Source organism: Alkalimonas sp. NCh-2, from assembly GCF_039631345.1.
Taxonomy (GTDB): domain Bacteria; phylum Pseudomonadota; class Gammaproteobacteria; order Enterobacterales; family Alteromonadaceae; genus Alkalimonas; species Alkalimonas mucilaginosa.
On the sequence record NZ_JBDIUV010000002.1, the window covers coordinates 390,033 to 409,747 of the forward strand.

Annotated in this window: 18 protein-coding genes; 11 read left to right on the top strand and 7 right to left on the bottom strand. The window is 51.2% G+C overall.

Annotated features, from left to right (window positions below; translation table 11 throughout):
• Positions 1–19 precede the first annotated feature (19 nt).
• Positions 20–2,269 (top strand): aminotransferase class V-fold PLP-dependent enzyme, encoded by a 2,250-nt coding sequence (locus ABC502_RS06990; protein ID WP_345915352.1) that lies wholly within the window; start codon positions 20–22, stop codon positions 2,267–2,269.
• Positions 2,270–2,305: 36 nt separating this feature from the next.
• Here the strand turns inward: ABC502_RS06990 and ABC502_RS06995 are convergent, their stop codons facing one another.
• A complete protein-coding gene (locus ABC502_RS06995; RefSeq protein WP_330086318.1) occupies positions 2,306–2,989 on the bottom strand; it encodes a ChrR family anti-sigma-E factor in 684 nt (227 codons plus the stop codon).
• Positions 2,973–3,575: a sigma-70 family RNA polymerase sigma factor gene (locus ABC502_RS07000; RefSeq protein ID WP_330086405.1), complete on the bottom strand. Its 603-nt coding sequence runs from the start codon at positions 3,573–3,575 to the stop codon at positions 2,973–2,975. Before ABC502_RS07000 ends, ABC502_RS06995 begins: the two co-directional genes overlap by 17 nt.
• 236 nt (positions 3,576–3,811) lie before the next feature.
• On the opposite strand from ABC502_RS07000, the gene ABC502_RS07005 reads away from it, so the two are divergent.
• On the top strand, positions 3,812–4,417 hold the full coding sequence (locus ABC502_RS07005; protein ID WP_345915353.1) for an NAD(P)H-dependent oxidoreductase: 606 nt from the start codon (positions 3,812–3,814) through the stop codon (positions 4,415–4,417).
• A gap of 166 nt (positions 4,418–4,583) precedes the next feature.
• Complete coding sequence (locus tag ABC502_RS07010; RefSeq protein ID WP_345915354.1) at positions 4,584–7,064, top strand: prolyl oligopeptidase family serine peptidase; 2,481 nt, start codon at positions 4,584–4,586, stop codon at positions 7,062–7,064.
• 63 nt (positions 7,065–7,127) lie between these two features.
• Here the strand turns inward: ABC502_RS07010 and ABC502_RS07015 are convergent, their stop codons facing one another.
• The 4 genes from ABC502_RS07015 to ABC502_RS07030 all read right to left on the bottom strand — a co-directional run bounded on the left by ABC502_RS07015 (position 7,128) and on the right by ABC502_RS07030 (position 10,981).
• Positions 7,128–7,712, bottom strand: a complete 585-nt coding sequence (locus ABC502_RS07015) for a DUF5610 domain-containing protein (RefSeq protein WP_345915355.1) — start codon at positions 7,710–7,712, stop codon at positions 7,128–7,130.
• 81 nt (positions 7,713–7,793) lie between these two features.
• Complete coding sequence (gene dinF, locus ABC502_RS07020) at positions 7,794–9,119, bottom strand: MATE family efflux transporter DinF (RefSeq protein WP_345915356.1); 1,326 nt, start codon at positions 9,117–9,119, stop codon at positions 7,794–7,796.
• A gap of 168 nt (positions 9,120–9,287) precedes the next feature.
• Entirely contained in the window at positions 9,288–9,902 is a 615-nt protein-coding gene (locus ABC502_RS07025) for a DUF4136 domain-containing protein (RefSeq protein WP_330086329.1), read from the bottom strand.
• 155 nt (positions 9,903–10,057) lie between these two features.
• Positions 10,058–10,981: a hypothetical protein gene (locus tag ABC502_RS07030; protein ID WP_345915357.1), complete on the bottom strand. Its 924-nt coding sequence runs from the start codon at positions 10,979–10,981 to the stop codon at positions 10,058–10,060.
• A gap of 350 nt (positions 10,982–11,331) precedes the next feature.
• On the opposite strand from ABC502_RS07030, the gene ABC502_RS07035 reads away from it, so the two are divergent.
• Together ABC502_RS07035 and ABC502_RS07040 are read left to right on the top strand one after the other, a co-directional pair.
• Complete coding sequence (locus ABC502_RS07035; protein ID WP_345915358.1) at positions 11,332–11,892, top strand: TMEM165/GDT1 family protein; 561 nt, start codon at positions 11,332–11,334, stop codon at positions 11,890–11,892.
• 13 nt (positions 11,893–11,905) lie between these two features.
• A complete protein-coding gene (locus tag ABC502_RS07040) occupies positions 11,906–12,385 on the top strand; it encodes a GNAT family N-acetyltransferase (protein ID WP_345915359.1) in 480 nt (159 codons plus the stop codon).
• Between the two features lie 8 nt (positions 12,386–12,393).
• On the opposite strand, the gene ABC502_RS07045 is transcribed toward ABC502_RS07040, so the two are convergent.
• Positions 12,394–12,822, bottom strand: coding sequence for an Lrp/AsnC family transcriptional regulator (locus tag ABC502_RS07045; RefSeq protein ID WP_330086333.1), 429 nt, complete (start codon positions 12,820–12,822; stop codon positions 12,394–12,396).
• A gap of 140 nt (positions 12,823–12,962) precedes the next feature.
• Between ABC502_RS07045 and ABC502_RS07050 the strand changes: the two genes are divergently transcribed.
• From ABC502_RS07050 to ABC502_RS07075, 6 genes are all read left to right on the top strand, one after another.
• Positions 12,963–14,171 carry an aspartate aminotransferase family protein gene (locus tag ABC502_RS07050; protein ID WP_345915360.1) on the top strand — a complete coding sequence of 403 codons (1,209 nt, stop codon included), beginning with the start codon at positions 12,963–12,965 and terminating at the stop codon, positions 14,169–14,171.
• 6 nt (positions 14,172–14,177) lie between these two features.
• Complete coding sequence (astA, locus tag ABC502_RS07055; protein ID WP_330086335.1) at positions 14,178–15,215, top strand: arginine N-succinyltransferase; 1,038 nt, start codon at positions 14,178–14,180, stop codon at positions 15,213–15,215.
• Between the two features lie 81 nt (positions 15,216–15,296).
• A complete protein-coding gene (locus ABC502_RS07060) occupies positions 15,297–16,100 on the top strand; it encodes a DUF1338 domain-containing protein (protein WP_330086336.1) in 804 nt (267 codons plus the stop codon).
• A gap of 180 nt (positions 16,101–16,280) precedes the next feature.
• Positions 16,281–16,931 carry a DUF4433 domain-containing protein gene (locus ABC502_RS07065; protein WP_345915361.1) on the top strand — a complete coding sequence of 217 codons (651 nt, stop codon included), beginning with the start codon at positions 16,281–16,283 and terminating at the stop codon, positions 16,929–16,931.
• Between the two features lie 10 nt (positions 16,932–16,941).
• Positions 16,942–18,036: a macro domain-containing protein gene (locus ABC502_RS07070; protein WP_345915362.1), complete on the top strand. Its 1,095-nt coding sequence runs from the start codon at positions 16,942–16,944 to the stop codon at positions 18,034–18,036.
• A 149-nt stretch (positions 18,037–18,185) separates the two neighbouring features.
• On the top strand, positions 18,186–19,646 hold the full coding sequence (locus ABC502_RS07075; RefSeq protein ID WP_345915363.1) for a VCBS repeat-containing protein: 1,461 nt from the start codon (positions 18,186–18,188) through the stop codon (positions 19,644–19,646).
• Positions 19,647–19,715 lie beyond the last annotated feature (69 nt).

Here is a 19,715-nt window from a genome sequence, read left to right on the forward strand (position 1 = left end):
GTTATATGCTTGGGCTGTTATGAAACCAATCCTGTCTGTAAAGCGCGCCGAAATCTATCTGGATAACAATGCAACCACACCGGTACTGCCTTGTGCAGCCGAGGCGGTGCAGCATCATATGATGCAATGTTTTGGTAATCCAAGCAGTACCCATGCTACTGGTATTAAAGCTAAGGTTGAGCTGGAAGCGACCCGCCAGTTGGCGCGTAAACTAATAGGAGCCGGTAAAGGCGATATTGTGTTTACTTCCGGTGCAACCGAAGGGATTCAGGCCTCGGTACTCTCGGCACTAACCAAAGCGAAAGCCGAAGGTCGGACAGGGCCGGATACCTTATTGCTTTATGGTGCGACCGAACACAAAGCGGTTCCGCAGAGTTTGCAGCACTGGAATCAACTGCTTGGCCTGGATGCGACCCTGTGTGCAATCCCGGTCGATAAAGATGGTTTGCTGGATTTAGACTTTATTCATCAGCAGTTGCCCAAGGCGGCGGTGATTTGCACCATGGCCGCTAATAATGAAACCGGAGTGCAGCAAGATCTGACAGCGTTGGAGCACTGCATTCGAGCCGTGCGAACCGATATTCCCTGGTTGGTGGATTGTGTGCAGGCCTTGGGAAAAATGGCGCTGCAGCTTGCCAATACCAGCATCGATTACGCTCCTTTTAGTGGCCATAAACTATATGCTCCCAAGGGAATTGGTTTTTTGTATCTGCGTGAAGGGGTTCATTTTCAGCCTTTAGTCGTTGGTGGGGGGCAGGAAAGTGGCTTGCGGTCTGGCACTGAAAACCTGCCAGGTATTGCCGCCTTACATGCTATTTTTACTGAGTTATTGAAAACCGAAGGCTCGGTATTTCAGCCAGTGCCGCAGCTATGGCAATATCGGGCCGATTTACTGAGCGCGCTAAAAAAGGTATTTCCCAGGCTGGAACTAAACAGCGATGCACCCTACTGCGTGCCGACAACCATCAATTTTTCGGTACCTGGTTTTTACAGCAAGGACATTATGGATTTGTTCGATGCTGCCGGCATTCGTGTCAGCTCAGGCTCTGCCTGCAGCTCGAAAGTACCCAGCAGTTTTGTGCTGGATGCGATGGGGCTTGAACCCTGGCGCTCGCAAGGGTCTATCCGCTTATCCTTTGGTCCAGCCATGACGCCTGATGAATGCCGGCAGGCCTGTTTGCGTATTGTGGAACTGGCTGAGGTGGTAAAAAAACATTGCCTGGTGCTGACCGACGCTACACCTACTCTGGAATGGCATACCAAAGGCTTAACCCAGTTAAAGCATGAAAGCTTGTGCAGCTATTTGCTGGTTTGCCCGGAGAGTCGCGCTGCGGTAGTGATTGATCCAGTGTTGCCTTTGCTGGGCCGCTTACACGCGATGATCCAGGGCCAGCAATTGCAACTGCAGGCGGTGCTGGATACGCACCAGCACCCGAACCATGCTTCGGCGCGTAGCGAGCTTTGTACCCTGTTGCAGCTGGATTGCAGTCGGGACACCAACACCTTAGGTTGGCCTGTGGAGGGGGACACAATCGCATGTGGTGAATACCGTTTGCGCCGCGTTAGCACGCCAGGACACAGCTCTGATGCCAGCAGCTACTTGCTGTATCAGCAGGATCTGCTTCGGGCAGCCTTTGTGGGGGATTTACTGTTGCCCGGAGGGGTTGGACGCACCGATCTGGCCGGTGGAGATGCCAGGGCACTGCAAGGCAGTCTACAGCGTCTGCAGCAACAGCTGTTGCCTGATACGCTGTTATTGTCCAGCCACGATTACGCCCAGCGCTTTTTTACCACCCTGGCCATAGCCTGTGATGAGCAACCCGTGCTGCGATCCTTGTTGCAAGGAGAGCTCCCACCTGATGACTGGCAACAAGCTGCCAATGCGCAGGCTCGCCAACTGCAAGCATTGGAGCAGCATTTCTGTGGCTTGGTCGAAGTGATGCCGACAGATGCCAAGGCAACCATCATGCCTGAGCAGTTGGCTGAATTTATGCGCCAACATCCGCAGCTACAGGTGGTGGATGTACGAGAGCCGCACGAGCAAAGTGCAGGTGCTCTGGCTCCTTACTTGCCAACGGGGTGCTTGGTACGGGAGGTGCCGTTGTCTAAGCTGTGCCATCTGCTCAGTCACGCCGATTGGCAATTGGATACACCATTGTTGATGGTTTGCCGCACAGGCAATCGCAGCCTGGTTGCATGCCAGGTGCTGGCTCGGCTGGGCTTTCGCCAGTTGTACAATTTAAAAGGCGGTATGGCGCTGATTAGCTGACAAAGGGCCAGGTGCATCTGGCCCTTACGGGACGGATTAATAGAACAAATGCTGCAATGGGTTCAATAAACGGGTAATGCCTTTATTGAACTGGAGTGGAGCACTTAACACCGACAAACACAGGCAGTCCTCATTTGGCAAGGTGCGCGGGCTATGGGTGTCGTCAGGTGTATTGATCAACAGATCGCCGACACCATAACTGCCTTGCTCATCCACGATACGGCCACTCAACACCAGTGTGATTTCCAGCCCCTTGTGGGTGTGCTGTGGAATAGCAGTATCTTTATCAATGTACAGCAAAGAGACATGGCGTTTGTCACCCGCAGGCAGTTTAGCGTTGGCAATGCTACCGAGCTGAGTCCATTTGGTATGCTGGCCAACCAGCCTGGCTAAAGCTCTGGGCACAGTGAAGGTTTTGTCTCTCAGTTGCACCTGGACCGGGCTTAGCTGATGCGGTAGTTCACGGCTATCAAGCTGAGGCTGCGCCATAATCTCTGCCAGCATAGCGTCCATATCATCGGACAACTGCTGTTCTGGTGGTGGTGCAGACTGCTCCAGCAGCAAACCCTGCTCTGCAGCCAAATCAAGACAAAGTTGCTGGCAATGAGGGCATAAATCAATGTGCGCGGCTACCGCCAACGCAATATCTGCTTCGAGGGTGCCTTCCACGTATTGTTCCAATAACGGGATGCCCGGATGATGTTTAACTGCGTGTGCCATCGAGTGCCTCTCTCAAACGATCCAGCGCCAGACGAATTCGTGATTTTACTGTGCCAAGCGGGATAGCCAGCTCATCCGAAACTTCCTGATGCGACTTCTCTTCCAAATATACTTTTACCATCACCAGACGCTGTGCTTCGGGCAGGCGTTCAAAGTGAGGTGCTAACTTCTCAGTCATCAGGATGGTATCCCATTGATGACTGCCAGAATCTTCCAGCTCGGGGTAATTGCCGTCGTACCACAGATCGTCGGCACTGATATCATCTTTACGGCTTTGTTTCTTGCGTAACATGTCAAAACGCACATTACGGGCTATGGTGAAAATCCAGGTGGAAGCACAGCCGCGGCTTGGGTCAAACAAGCGGGCTTTGCGCCACACATTCAGCATGGTGTCTTGCACCATTTCCAGGGCTTGTTGCTCGTTGCCAAACATTTTCATGCCAAAAGCTTTCAGCCGCGGTGCAAAATAACTAAACAGCTCTGAATAAGCAGCTTTGTCCTGATGCACTGCAACAAAGCTTAGTGCATCTTCCCATTGACCCGTTCGGATCTCGGAAGCGTTTTCTTCTTTTTCTTTCGTCGACATCTCAAGCTCACGTTTCGAAGCAGAGCTACCATCATGCCTGTGACTCAAGGATAAATTCAACATCATTCGTCTTTCCTGATTGTGCAATGGGTGACAATGGACAAACCTGCACTTTATACGCTGCAATAGTGAAACTGGATTCATTTTATTTTATAGAAAGATAACGGCTATATTTTTTGATTTTTATTCCATTTTTTTGCGGTATTATGGCGGCATTAACCAGTAGGAGACGCATTATGAAAACAGTATTAGTCATAGAAAGCTCTATCAGTGGTAAAGCAGGTAAATCAACGCAATTGATTGAGCAATTTGTCGCGAAGTTACCATCCTCAGTGCAGTTGGATCGGATTGATTTAGCGGCTGAACCATTACCACATTTGGAAATGAATGAAATTGCTGCCTGGATGACACCAGAGGCGGATCGTTCTTTGGAGCAAGCCGCACTGGCTCGCCATTCCGATGATTTGATTGACCGTTTTAAGCAAGCCGATGCCATTATACTGGGCGTACCAATGTACAACTTTGGTGTACCTAGTCAATTGAAAGCTCTGTTTGATCGGATTGCCCGTGCAGGTATTACCTTTAAATACACCGAGCAAGGCCCGGTTGGATTACTGGCCGATAAACCTGTGGTTATTTTTGCAACTCGTGGTGGTATTTATCAGGGTACAGGTGCAGATAGCCAGACACCATTTTTGCAGCAGTTCTTCAACTTTATTGGCCTGAGTGAGCAGCACTTTATTTATGCAGAAGGCCTGAATATGGGCGAGGACGCAGCCCGTGCTGCGCTGGATAAAGCCGAACAGCGGATTGCGGCATTAAGTGAAGAGCTGGCAGCTTAAGCTGTTTTAACACTTTAAACCGATTATTCAAGCAAGCGGGCAGGGTTGGCCGCTTGCTTTTGGTTCAACTAAACCTGTTTCTTTCCCGCTTAATCCTGCATTGCTTGCATCCTGACTTGAGCCTTTGTATAAAAGGCGTTATTCCAACAACCATAAAAGTGCCACTATGAAACTTCTGACTTCCTCCATACTGGTGGTTGCACTGGCCGGTGCCAGCATGGCTTCCTTACCAGTGCATGCCAAAAACGAACCTCTGACTCATCGCATTGAACCGATCCAACTGGAACAGCTGTATGCTGCTGATGCCAGCATCCGGTTAACGATGGAACAGATCATGGCCGATCCGGATTGGCTGGGGCGGCAACCTGAAAATGAGTTCTGGTCTGCAGACAGCCAGTATATTTACTACCAGCGCAAGCGTGAGGGCAGTGAAATCCGTGACTGGTACAAGCGCTCGGTAACAGAGGCAAACCGGGATAATGGCAGCTTGGTCCCTTTGACGGAAGTGCATCAGATGGGCGCTGCCGATGCCATTTATTCCAGCGATGGTCAGCTGCAGGCCTATACCTTCCAGGGTAATGTATTCATCAAGGAAAGCCAAACCGGTACTATTCGTCAGTTAAGCCGCAGCCAGGACCGGCAAAGTCATCTGCAATTTTTAACCGATGGCCGTTTGGCTTACCGCAGTGGCTGGCAGTATTTTGCGGTGGATCCCTTAAGTGGCCTGACAGAGCAATTATTCAGCATTCGCACCGAAGATGCGCCGAAAGCCCCCAGCGTACCAGAAAGCTATCTGGCGCAAGAACAACACAAGCTGCTGGAGTTTGTTGCTTTGCAACAGCGCAATCGCACAGAGCGTCATCAGCAGGAGCAAGCGTTAAAGCAACAAAACCCTGCTATGCCGCCACAAAGTATTTATGTCGGCAAAGACAAGCATATCGTCGATGCCAGCCTGTCACCACAAGGCAACTATTTGCTGGTGGCCATTCGTGCGCAGCAAAGCAGCAGCGACCGCGATATCATGCCAAACTACATTTCGCCAAGCGGTGATATTATTGCGGAGTCGGTGCGTCGGCGGGTGCATGATTTCAAACCATTGCCACAGCAGTTGATCCTGGTCGATCTGACGGATGGCAGCCAGCATACTTTAAGTTACAGCAGCCTGCCGGGTTACAACGATGATGTGTTAAAAGACGTCAAAGCCGAAAATGCCCGTGCCCGTGGCGAGCGTTACCGTAGCGAGAAAGTGATCCGCGATATTGGTCTTATGACCGATTGGTACTGGACACAGAGTGCCATGCGTTGGAATGCACAAGGCAACCAGGCCGCCGTAATGCTAAAAGCCTTTGATAACAAAGATCGTTGGTTGGCAACTGTTGATTTTGCCAATAAACGTCTGGTACCGCAGCACCGGTTGCACGACAGTGCCTGGGTCAATTATGCCTTTAATGATTTTGGCTGGTTACCTGCTGGCGATACCTTGTATTATTTGTCGGAAGAGAGCGGTTACTCACATCTGTATACCAAGGCGCTGAATCAGCGCCGGCCACAAAAGCTTACCGAAGGTCGCTTTGAGGTCGCTAATCCGGTTTTAACCCGTGATGGCCGCTTTATCTACTTCAAAGGCAACCGCAACCATCCGGGGCAGTACGATGTGTTTCGAGTCCAGCTGAGCAACAATCAGTTGCAGCAAGTCACCACTTTGCCGGGTGCGGTTGATTTTCAGTTATCACCAGATGAAAGCCAGCTGTTACTGCGTTACTCCAACAATCTAAAGCCTCATGAGCTGTATGTTACGTCGGCAGAGCCAGCAGCGGAGGTGCAGCGCTTAACCTATACCATTTCCGATGCTTTTAAAGCTTTGCCGTTGCAGGCACCCAAAATTGTCCCGGTGCCCTCCAGTCATCAGGCAGCACCCATCTACTCCAAGCTGTACCTGCCAGAGAACCATATGGATGGTGAGCCGCGTCGGGCGGTGATCTTTAACCATGGTGCTGGTTATCTGCAAAACAGCGATCTGGGTTGGTCGGTGTATTTCCGTGAGTTTTTGTTCCACAATTTGCTGGCACAGCATGGCTATGTGGTGTTGGATATGGATTATCGGGCATCAAAAGGCTATGGCCGTGACTGGCGTACCGCGATTTACCGTCAAATGGGCACGCCAGAAGTAGAAGATTTGGTGGATGGTGTGAACTGGATGGTGGAAAACGTTCATGTTGATCGCAACCGGGTTGGCACCTACGGCGGTTCATACGGCGGTTTTATGACCTTTATGGCCATGTTTAACGAGCCGGAACTCTTTAGAGCCGGTGCGGCTTTACGGCCGGTTAGCGACTGGGCCTATTACAACCACCCCTATACCAGCAATATCCTTAATACGCCGGATATAGATCCTATCGCTTATGAGCGCAGCTCGCCGATCTATTTTGCCGAAGGTTTGCGCTACCCGCTTTTGATCAGCGCTCCTATGGTCGATCGCAATGTGTTCTTCCAGGATGTGGTGCGTTTGGTGCAACGCTTTATTGAGCTGGAAATCCCGCACTTTGAAACAGCGATTTATCCGGTGGAAGATCACGGTTATGTGCAGCCAAGCAGTTGGCTGGATCAATACCGCCGTATCTTTAAGTTGTTTGAAGACAATCTGTAACGGGCAGTAGATTAACATCATAACCGGGCCACTGAGCCCGGTTTTGTTTTCAGGTCAGTTCTGTTATTCAGCCTCAGGGCTTTTCTGCATCAGTTCTTCCATGCGCTCACGAAATTGTGCCAGACCTTTGAGAACAAAGTCGTAGGTGGCATCGACATTGCTTTCAATCTCACCTTCGTACACATTCAAGCCTTTCAGGATGTCTTTCGCTTCATTAAAACCTTGGTCGATGGCACCACCAATGATGCGCAAAAAACTATCCAGTCGCTCTTGCTCGTCCATATCCGGCGTCATTTTTTCGTAACGGCCATAAAATTTGGTGGCAAAGCTGACAATGCGCTCGGCGGTTGCTTCCGGCGAGACATCAATGCCAGAGTCATAGGTTTTCTGGGCGGCATTTTCACCCAGCACCGGCTCCAGCTCTTTGTTGATGGCCTCCAGCGCGGTTTTGTACAGCAAGCGCAGGCTTTCGCTGTTGGCTTTTAAGCTTACCTGCTCATTGGCCGCCAAAATGGCAGCATTTTGAGCATTTTTTGCTGTGTCTTTAGCCGCGCGTTCCGCCACGGCTTTATCCAGTTCGGATTTAGGTGCGGATTCTTGCTTGCTGCTTGCTTCAGCCGCTTTTGGGGGAATAGGTGCAATCGCCATAAGTAAGTACCTCAGTGGATTCTGGACGAAGTATAGCCTATCCATGCTATCGGCTGAAAATTGCACAGCTTGAGTGTTTTTTCAGCTTTTTAGTAAATAATGGTTGCCCTGTCGGTACAAGGGCCAAGCCAAAGTAACGCCACGCAGCAGCATAAAAACCGACAGTGCCAGCCAGAGCGCATGGTTATCCAGCCTTTGCAGCAAGGCGTAGCAAAGCACAAAACCAGCAAAGGACAGCAGCATGCTGTTGCGCATGGCTTTGGCTTTGGTGGCACCGATGTAGATGCCATCCAGCAGATAGCTCCAGACCGCAATCAGGGGCAGGGCAATTAACCAGGGCAGAAAATGAGCCGCGTTTTGTCGCACTTCAGCGATAGAGGTCAATAAGCCAATCAAGGTGGAGCCGCCTAACCAGAACACCATGCTAAAAGCAACACCAAGTATCAGGCCCCAGCCAGCCAAAATGGCAAATAGCTGCTGCAACTCGCTGCTGTCTTTTGCGCCCACCGCTTTGCCGGTACAAGCTTCTGCGGCATAAGCAAAACCATCCAGTGCATACGAGACCAGCATCAGAAAAGTAATCAGCACAGCATTGGCGGCCACAATGGTATCGCCATAGCTGGCACCTCGAAAGGCGATAAAGACAAACACCAGCTGCAAACAGAGGCTACGAATAAAGATATCGCGATTAAGCGCAAAGAAGCGTCCATAACCGGTAAGCCGGCTCAGTTGCCCAAACTTAAAGGGTGCAAGTTGATGTTGCTGCCAAAGTCGCCGCACCAGCAGCAGCCCGATCAACAAGGTCGTGTAATCGGCAATCACTGAGGCGGCGGCCACCCCTGCAACTTTCCAGCCAAAGCCCAGTACAAAGAGTAAATCCAGCACTATGTTGAGGCTTTGATTAAGCAGCAGCAACCACATGGGGTAGCGGGCATTGTGCAGCCCAAGAAACCAGCCGAGCAGCACCATATTGAGCAGGGCTGCCGGAGCGCTCCAGATGCGGATGTGAAAATAAATACCGGCCTGCTGCAGTACTTCACTGCTGGCCTGGCTGATCTGCTGTACCAAAGGCATCACCAACGGGTGCAGCACTAACAGCAGCATTGCCAACATCATGGCAACAGATGCTGCCTGTAGCAGGGTGTCACTTTGCTTCTTGGTATCCCCGGCACCAAAAGCCTGAGCTGTGAGGCCCGTGGTACTCATGCGTAAAAAACCAAGCAGCAAAAACAGCAGACTAATTAAACTACTGCCAAGGGCCACGCCACCTAAATACCAGGCATGCTCCAGATGGCCAACCACAGCGGTATCTACCAAAGAGAGTAAGGGAATGGTCAGGTTGGAAGCGATCATTGGCAAGGCTATGAGCAGCACTTGTTTTTGTTTAGGCTGGCTAATGTTCAGCAAGGTGGTGGTATCGTCATTAAGCTGTCATCTTAGCAAGCCATACTAGCACAGCCTGTCGAAAGAGAGGGTAGTTTGTTCCTCCTAGTGCTAACTTTGCCGGCCCTTTTGGGCCGGTTTTTTTTGCCACTAAAAAGCAGCCCGCAGGCTGCTTTTGGGCGGACAGTTGAGTTACTGCCGGGTAGGAAAGCGCTGAAAAATTAGTGCTACCGTATCGTCCACTGCCTGCTTCGGGTTTTTCAGAGCCTCACGGGTTAAGCGGCCTTCCTGCACGCCTTGCCAAATCAGACGGTTTTGGGCGGCATCGACTAAATCTACCCGAACGGTGCCTTGTTTGTAGTGCACGGTTTCGATGTCCGATTGATAAATGGGGAAACCCAGATGCCAGGCGGAGCGGTAGCCGTAACGACCAAAGCCAACATTGGCCCGGAAGGGGCTGGAACGAATATCGGTTTTATCTTCTGTGTTGGAAGCGAAATTTAACAACAGTTGGGCACCTTCGGCTTGATAGCGGTAGCCCAGGGCTTCCATTTCGCGCCGTAGAGCCGATTTAAAGTGATCAGTTAACAGGCTTTGGTACTCTTCAGTATTGGTTTCAGGATTGTCAAAAAAGCCAAAGGTCTGGTATTGAGCAAAATTCACGTCCCGGGCGTAGTCAATCCGTGGCTCGGGTTTGCTGGCACAAGCAGAAAGCAGCAGAGCGAACACCACCATGACTGTTATCGCAACAGATGACCGCAGCGATTGGTACGAGAACTGAGCTAAGCGGTGAGACTGAACATTCATGTCGTTACTCCAGGAAAAAAGTACTTATCATTTATGGGACAAACCCAAAAATGGTTTAGTTCATTCTACCTTAATACTAGCTTTTTAGGATGAATAGATTCTGAATAAAAAAACCACACCAGGAAAGTGTGGTTTTTCGTTTGGTGACGGCTGCATTAATTGGAAAGATGTAAATTTTTCCGACGGAACAGCCTCATCAACAAAAGCGATACGCCAATCAAGCCAATGGTAGCCGGCGCCGGTACCACAAAGCTACCCGTTGGATCCCGGCCATACAGGGTGTAGTTTGACAAGCCTGCCGCTTGCCCACCTTTATTGATCAAGGTGTCGCTCATATCCCAGGTACCAGCAAACTCAAACTTTTGCTCGCCCGGTAAAATGGGCCCCAGGCCGATGTCGGCAAATTGCGTGATGCTAAAGGTATAAATGGCAAAGGCTGTACTGCTTTTAAATACAACGGCCATTTGATCGAAGAAAGTACCACCCAGGATATCAAACAGTTCTTCCGGACTCACCGCCGGAGGTGAAAACAGCCAGTTACCGGAAACCGCATCGCCACCGACACAGGTTTCAGCCAGGCCATTTTTGTCTTTGCAATCACTCATCGAAAAGACAGTCTGCTCGTAGGTGTACGACTTATCTCCCTTACGACTGGAGTCGGGCACAAAGCCCTGGCCATCGTCTTTACCCATCTGGACCCAACCTGGATCTATCGGGCCCAAGCCTTGTAAATCCTGCAGCATATCGTTGCTGGTTATAAAAGCTCCATCCGTATCCCAATAGGGGCTCTGGTTGCCATAGTAGTTCATCCAGCCATCATTTTTAAATCCCAGATTGTAGTAGTCCGGGTGATTCTTCACTGGATTGTGAAAGCTGCTGTTGTTGCCGGTAAAGGCACCAATGCAGCTAAGCGCACTGACTTCCGGCGTTAATTCCAACCAGCTGTCGCTGCCAACGGCGCGCACTTTAGTGACCTGCATATCCCAAAGATCACAGGCTTTAGGTCCTGCCATTGGGCTTGCAATACTGCCAAACGACAACAAGCAAATAAAACCAGCAATACCTGATAGTGCTTTCATAGTGGCCTCCATGCAGCCAAATAGTTCATCACTAAAATCTAATGCATAGGAAGTGCCATTTTTATTTTATCATTAAATCATGTTGTTATGGAATTCTGTTTACATGGGTGTAAGAGAAGCTGACACCCTGCCTGCTGACTTGCATCAGCCTTTAAACAAGGCTACAATGCGGCCGCGCTTGGGGGAGTAATCGGCCAGACTGGCGTTGTTGTCAACATCCTTGTGCCTCATTGCACATGGCAACAACATTTGCAGCTTTGCTGCAGACTGATGAGACCTGAGACATGCAACGGACCCAAAGCGGGAGTCTGTTGTATGTCTTTGGTTGATGTTCCCGCTGAGTCGTTCCCATGGATGCTTTTCTTGCTTCGTTCACTGCGGTGGCTATTGCCGAAATTGGCGATAAAACCCAACTTCTCTCATTATTCCTTGCAGCACGCTTTCGCTCCAAATTAGCCATTATCGCCGGTATTCTGGTTGCTACCTTATTGAATCATGCAGCTTCGGCCTGGCTGGGTGTCTGGGTGGCGCAGTTTATTCCAGAAGGCTGGCAGGGTTTTCTGCTGGGTGGCTCTTTTATTCTGGTCGCACTCTGGTTGCTTATTCCGGATAAAGACGACAGTGAGGACACCGGCGTGCTGAAATTTGGTGCCTTTATGGCCAGCTGCATTTTGTTCTTTTTAGCGGAAATTGGTGACAAAACCCAAATTGCCACCGTGATCCTGGCCGCTACCTTTGAGGATGCTATCTGGATGGTAATTTGGGGTACTACCTTTGGTATGCTGGCCGCCAATGTACCTGTGGTCTATGCCGGCAGCTGGCTAATGGAAAAAATTTCGCTCGATTGGGCCCGTCGCGCTGCTTGCGGCATTTTTATGCTGTTGGGTATTCTAACCATTATCAATTATTAGGATGAAGACAACGATGATTGAAGTCAAAGCCGTCGATTACCAGGATCCAGCACAAGCCCAGCAACTGGTGTATTTACTGAACCAGTACGCACTGGATCCAATGGGGGGCGGGGAGCCTCTGTCGGAGGAAGTACAGGCCCAGCTTGCCAAGCGGTTGGCCGAGCGCAGCGATACCTTTAGTTTTATTGCCTATGTCGATGATGTCCCTGCCGGCCTGGTGAATTGTGTGGAAAACTTTTCTACCTTTGCAGCCAGGCCCATTATGAACATTCATGATATAGCGGTGCTGCCGGCCTATCGTGGTCAGGGGCTGAGTACTGCATTGCTGCAGGCAGTGGAGCAACTGGCCCGCGCCCGCAACTGCTGCAAACTGACACTGGAAGTGTTGGAAGGCAATAGCGTTGCCAAAGCCAGCTATCAGAAGTTTGGCTTTGCCGGCTACGAGCTGGATCCTGCCATGGGACAGGCAGTGTTCTGGCAGAAAAAGCTATAGGGCGTGTCCTAGCGCTTAAATTTGGTTTCAAGGATCACCGATGAGTTGGTTCTTTCTACCCCTTCCAGATTACCGATATCGTCCAGAATATGGCTCAGCTGCTCGGTATTCTGTGCCTGCACGATGGCAATCAAATCGTACTCACCGCTGATGGCATAGAGTGCTGACACCTGTGGCATGTGTTTTAACTCCAGATTGGTGCGGGCGGTCAGTTTTTGCCGCACCTTAATCGACACATGGGCCGATACCTGTTCACTGAGAAAGCGACTGCCCAGCTCCACCGTGTAGCCCTGAATCACCCCTTGCTGCTCCAGCCGTTGCAGCCGGTTTTGAATGGTAGTGCGCGACACATCGAGCGCCCGCGCCAGATCCGACACGCTGGCCCGGCCATTGGTTCTAAGGATAGCCAGCAACTGTTCATCGTCCGAATTTATCATATCGACACCTTGACTTATCAGATTGCATGAATAAATGGTAATAATGTACAGAATGATACTGCAAAATGGCAGTCATGGCGATTACACTGGGCCATCTTTTCTCCGGTTCCCTACCGACAATCCACGCAACGAGGTTTTTCATGCAACAGGTTAACAGAGCACTTTTCGATGATGTGATGGTTCCAAACTACGCTCCGGCTCAGATGATCCCGGTCAAAGGTGCCGGCTCCAGAGTCTGGGATCAGCAAGGCAAGGAATACATCGACTTTGCCGGCGGTATTGCGGTGAACTGCCTGGGGCATTGCCATCCGGCCCTGGTGTCTGCGTTAAAAGAGCAGGGCGAAAAGCTGTGGCATTTATCCAATGTGCTGACCAATGAGCCTGCTTTGTTGCTGGCCAAAGCCCTGGTCGATGCGACCTTTGCCGAGAAAGTCTACTTTGCCAATTCGGGGGCCGAAGCCAATGAGGCCGCACTGAAGCTGGCGCGCCGTGTTGCCAAAGACAACTATGGTGACGAGAAGAACCAAATCATTGCCTTTAAACAAGGCTTCCATGGCCGTACATTCTTTACGGTGACTGTGGGCGGCCAACCGGCTTATTCTGATGGCTTTGGCCCGAAACCGGAAGCCATCGAGCATGCCGAATTCAACAACATCGACAGCTTAAAAGCACTGATTTCTGATCGCACCTGTGCGGTGATGGTTGAGCCGCTGCAAGGCGAGGGTGGCGTATTGCCAGCCGATGTGGAATTTATGCGGCAGGTGCGGGCACTGTGCGATCAGCACAAGGCCTTGCTGATTTTTGATGAAGTGCAAACCGGCGTTGGCCGCACCGGTGAGCTCTATGCCTATATGGGGTTAGGTGTCACGCCGGATATTTTAACCACAGCCAAGGCTCTCGGCGGCGGCTTCCCGATTGGTGCTATGCTTACCACCACCGCCATCGCCAAGCACCTGGTGGTCGGTACTCATGGTTCAACCTATGGCGGCAACCCCTTAGCTTGTGCTGTGGCGCTGGCGGCACTGAACACCGTCAATCAGCCGGAAGTGTTGGCTGGCGTAAAAGCCAAAGAGCAGCTGTTTCGTGATGGTTTGTCTCAGATCAATGAAAAATACCAGGTGTTCGCTACCATTCGCGGCCAGGGCTTGCTGTTGGGTGCTGTACTGAACAGCGATTATGCCGGCAAGGCGCGTGATTTTATGGTTGCGGCTGCCGAAGAAGGCCTGATGGCGCTGGTAGCGGGTGCCAATGTGGTGCGCTTTACGCCATCGCTGGTGATCCCGGATGCGGATATCCGCGAAGGCCTGGCCCGCTTTGAGCGTGCGGTTGCCAAAATCGTACAGGGTTAACAACGGATGCTGGTTATTCGCCCTATTCAAAGCAGTGACTTTGCTGCGCTGCGTCAGATCGCAGAAGAGTCCGGCCCGGGTTTTACTTCACTGCCGGTCAACGATGGTCGGCTGCAGCAAAAAATTGCCCACTCTGAAAGCAGTTTTGCAGACTGTGTCGAGCAGCCGGGCCAACAGGGCTATCTGTTCGTGCTGGAGGATACCGCAACGGGTAGTATTGTTGGTACCACCGGGATTGAAGCGGCGGTGGGACTGGAGACGCCACTGTATCATTTTCAGCAAAATAGGGTGATGCATCACTCGGCCGAGCTGAATGTGTTAAATCAGCTGAAAACGTTGACGCTTTGCAACGATTACACCGGTGCTTCGGAGATCTGCACGCTGTTTTTGCGCCAAAGCTATCGCACCGGCTATACCGGGCGTTTTTTATCCAAGGTGCGTTTTTTGTTTATGGCCGAGCATCCACAGCGTTTTGCCGAGACAGTGATTGCCGAAATGCGCGGTGTTTCGAACGGCAATGGTCAACCGCCATTTTGGGGCTGGTTGCAAAAGCTGTTTTTAACCATCGATTTTCCGACTGCTGATCATCTGATTGGGGTCGGTAAAAAGGCGTTTATTGCCGAGCTGATGCCACGTCATCCTATTTATGTGGGCTTGTTACCGGAAGAAGCCCAGCAAGTGATAGGTCAGGTGCATGAGCACACCAGGCCGGCGCTGAAAATGTTGCAGCAAGAAGGCTTTGTCCATCGTGGCTATGTCGACTTATTCGATGCCGGCCCCACCATCGAAGCCCGTCTTGGTCAGATCCACTCCGTGGCCAGCAGCCTGAAGGTGCCGGTACGGGTGGTACCCAAAGTTGAGCCCGGCCAGATGCTGGCAGTCAGCAACACGCAGACCCAGGGCTTTCGCGCCAGCTTCAGTGAACAAGCCCGCTTTGATGAACATCAGGGGCTGTTGTTAATCCAACCGGAGCTGGCGGATGCACTGCAACTGTCCGATGGCGAGCTGGCCCGCTTTATTGTGCTGGAAAAGGGCCGCCGTTAAGGCGGTATTGATAGAAAGCAAATTTGTTATACTAGCTGCCCCGCTGGGGCATCCCGGAAGTTAAGAAGTAAGGTGAGCGTCATGCATAGCAACGTCAATGAGCTGTTTGAAAATCTGTGGCAGAACTACCTGGAAGTAACGCCTTCTGCCAAGCGTGTCCACCAGTTGCTGGGAAGCTCTCAGCAAGCGGACATTATCAATGACCACATCGCCTTACGTACTTTCAACCTGGAAAAAATCGGGTTGGAAAAGCTGGCTGCGCATTTTAAAGCGGTTGGCTACGAAGAGTGTGGCGAGTACCATTTTGAAGCGAAAAAACTGTATGCCAAGCATTTTGAGCATCCGGATCGCAATCAGCCGAAGGTCTTTATCTCTGAGTTGTTGCTGGAGCAGTGCTCTGAGCAGTTGCAGCAGATAGTCGGTGAGCTGGTTGCCCAGATCCCGGATGAGGCAGTTACTGCAGATAACTTCCTGTACTCTGGTACTCACTGGTCAGTGGATCATGCCAGTTACGAGAAGCTACTGGCAGAAAGCGAGTACGCAGCCTGGATGGCAGCCTGGGGCTTCCGCGCCAATCATTTTACCGTCAGTGTCAATGCGCTGGAGAACTTCGAGACGCTGGAGCAGGTCAATCAGGCACTGAAAGACGGTGGCTTCCTGCTGAATACTTCTGGCGGCGAAATCAAAGGCAGCAAAGAGGTCTTGCTGGAGCAATCCTCCACCCTGGCTGATCTGATTACCCTGCAATTTAGCGATGGCCCGGCTACCATTCCAAGCTGTTTCTACGAATTTGCCCGTCGCTACGAAGTGGCACCAGGCATCTTGTATACCGGCTTTGTTGCGGCTTCTGCCGATAAAATCTTTGAGAGCACCAACGCTCGTTAAGGGAAATTGGTTGCTGTTTATCTGTGACGCCGGGCTTCCCATCACCCGGCGTTTTTCATTGTTGCAGTGCTGGTAAAATCAATTACGACCTTAGTTTGGCTGCTACTACTTGCAAGCCCTCCATCACTGCGGTTTAATGCGCTTTGGCGTACTCAAAACAACTTGTGTATAGAGCGGTTCATGTCTAACCATTACCTTAACCTGAATCCAGAGAAAGCCTTGATTTGGCGGATTACGCATCGCCGGAATCTGCCCTGGATTTTGGAAAATGGCTTGCATGCAGGGAATGGTGGTGCTCGCGCGCCAGACTGGGTAACTATTGGCAATGAAGAATTGATTGGCCGACGTGGCCACCGGCAGGTCCCCTTAGCGCCTGGTGGTGTCCTGAACGATTATATTCCTTTTTACTTCACGCCTTTTTCGCCGATGTTGTACAACATCCATACAGGACGAGGCGAAGTGAGAAGAGTGAGCAATACCGATATTGTCATTCTGGTGTCCAGTATGCATAAAGTGGCAGAGCAGGGCTTACCCTATGTATTTACTGACCGCCATGCCTACCCGGTAACCGCCAACTACTATAATGCGCTACACTCTCTGCATGAAATCGACTGGCCACTGTTGCAGCAACGCAACTTCGAGCGTGACCCGGAGAACCCGGAGAAAGTTGAGCGGTATCAAGCAGAAGCATTGATTTATCGACACATGCCCATTTCTGCGCTGCTGGGTGCAGTGTGTTATACAACACAAGTACAACAAGAACTACAAGAACAAGCGGAAGGGCTGGCTGTCCAACTGGATATCCGCTGTTTACCCGGTTGGTACTTTTGAGAGGCTATCCATGATTATTTACACACAAGGCAACCTGTTAGAAGCGAACGTCGAGGCCCTGGTGAATACGGTCAATACGGTTGGCGTGATGGGCAAAGGCATTGCCCTGATGTTCAAGGAGCGCTTCCCTGCCAATATGGCTGCCTACGCCAAGGCCTGCAAGGCAGACGAGGTGAAGACCGGCAAGATGTTTGTCACTGAAACCGGTGAGCTGATGGGGCCGCGCTGGATTATCAACTTTCCCACTAAGCAGCACTGGCGCGCCAGGTCACAAATACAATGGATTATTGACGGTCTGGCTGATCTGCGCCGCGTTATCGAACAGCATCATATTCGTTCTATCGCGATCCCACCTCTGGGAGCCGGGAACGGTGGCCTGAGCTGGGATGTAGTAAAACCTCATATCGAACAGGCGTTGGCGGGTTTGGATGGTGTAGAGGTTGTTATCTTCGAGCCCGCTAAAGTTTACCAAAATGTGGCCAAAACCAAAGGTGTGGAAAAACTAACTCCTGCTCGAGCGCTTATTGCTGAACTGGTGCGTCGTTACTGGGTATTGGGGATGGAATGCAGCCTGCTCGAAATTCAAAAACTGGCCTGGTTTCTGGAGCGAGTCATTGATGCTGAAGGGCTGAAAAACCCGTTGGATTTGCAGTTTAAAGCCAACAACTATGGCCCTTATGCCGACAGGCTGCGGCACTTGTTGGACAGCCTTGATGGCAGCTATCTGAAAAGCGATAAGCGCATCAGTGACAGTGAACCCTGGGATACCATCTGGTTTAATGATGCCAAACGTAAAACGGTCGAGATCTATCTCAAAAGCGAGGCCAGGGAGTATCTGCCTGCGCTGGAAAAAACCGCCCAGCTGATTGATGGCTTTGAATCCCCGTTTGGGATGGAGCTGTTAGCTACCGTCGATTGGTTGTTGGCGCGAGGCCATGTTGCTTCAGATGTTGAGTCTGTTCGGCAAGGGGTGAGGCACTGGCCTGGAGGGGAGCGTTCGGCGCAGCGTAAACTCAGACTGTTTGATCCCCCTAAGCTGGAATTGGCACTTGAACGCCTAAAACAGGTACCTCTGCCAACGCCCATGATTCAGGATGGAATATAAGCCCTCAAAACTACTTCAAAGCACGCCGGGTGATCCATCACCCGGCGTTTGTCGTTTTATCATGCATCTGCTTACACTCTAATCATTGCGTTTTTTTTAGGCCACATGATACTTTGTGGCCAGTCACTTGAAAGCTGGATGCTAAACCTATGATGCGCAAAACTTTATCGATCGGGCTGTTCGCGCTATGGCTGTGCTCAGACCCTGCTATTGCCGAGGAACTGACGCTGGAGCGGGTGCAGCTGCAGCTGGAACATCCGGCCAATGGCAGTTTGCTGAAATTACCAGAGCAACCTTATCTGCTGGTATCCGGCTTTAATCAGTATCAGCGCTGGCTGAGCCTGGTGGATACCAAAAACTTCAGCGTCAGCGGTTTGCCCATTCCTGACAATGCCCAGTTTTTTAGCAAAGCCCAATTGGCCGGTTATGAACTGCCGCAGCTGGTTTTTTGGGGCACCGATGGTTTGTACCGTATGAGTTTGCCGGATGGTGATTATCAGCGACTGATAGCGGTGAGTTCCGTGCATCGGGTGCTGGACCCAGTCAGACTGCGCCAGCGTAACTTTACACTGGAGCTGGGTTCTGAGCTAAGCGACTTTTTTATACCGGATTTTACCAGTTCGCACTTGTTGCGCCAAAACGCGGATGGTAGCTTCCGGCACTATGAATTGCAGCTGCCAAGCCGGATCCAAAGCTGGCAAAGCAACCGGTTGGATTATCAGCCACGCCGGCCCTTTGTGGTCGACACCAATGGTAATGGTCGCAAAGATTTGTTAGTGGTCGATCAAGGTCGTTTCTGGGCGTTTGAGCAGGCCGAAGATGGTAGCTTTGCGACAGAGCCAAAGGCTCTGGGCTGGGCAGTTCCGTTATCGACAGAGCGAACCCTGGATCAGCGCAACGATGCTGGCCGCAGCTATCAGGGGCAGCAGCTGGATCGGTTGTTTGATGTGCGCGATATGAACGGCGATGGCATTGCTGATCTGGTGATGGAGCGGGAACAGCTGGCCGATGTATTGGATCGCAGTACCGAATATCGTATTCATTATGGGCGCCTGAATGAACAGGGCTTGACCTTTGCCGAGGAGCCGGATGGCCGGGTAAAGACCGACAATGTACCCATTGATGTGGTGATTGGTGATTTTAATGGCAATGGCCGGCAGGATTTTTACATCCCTAACACCAACATTGGGGTAGGCACCATAGTGCGGGTATTGCTGCGTGGCAATGCCAATCTGGATGTGGATTTTTTCCTGATGAATGAGCAGGGGCGTTATGCCAGCCGGGCTGATTTGCGCCAGCAGGCGCGGGTAGATGTCAGCATCAGCAATGTACGTTTTGATTTGCCACTGTTTCAATTGGCCGATTTATCCGGTACTGGTCAGAAACACCTGTTGGTTGGTGAAAGTGGTCGTTTGCGTTTATACAGCCCGGATAGCGGCCGGTTATTTAGCCGGCGCAGTGAACGCTTGGAGCTGGATGTACCACGTGACAGCAGCCGGGTACTAATCACCGATCTGACCGGCAATGGCAAAGACGATCTGGTGCTGCCGTTTGATGCGCAGGATAAAAGCGAGCATCGCAATCAGCTGCATTTAATCTTTAGTCGCTGAAGCGGGCTTTTATATTTGCTAACACTTTTCTGATGGGCTCCTGTAGAGCGCAGTGCTAGTCTTTTCCAG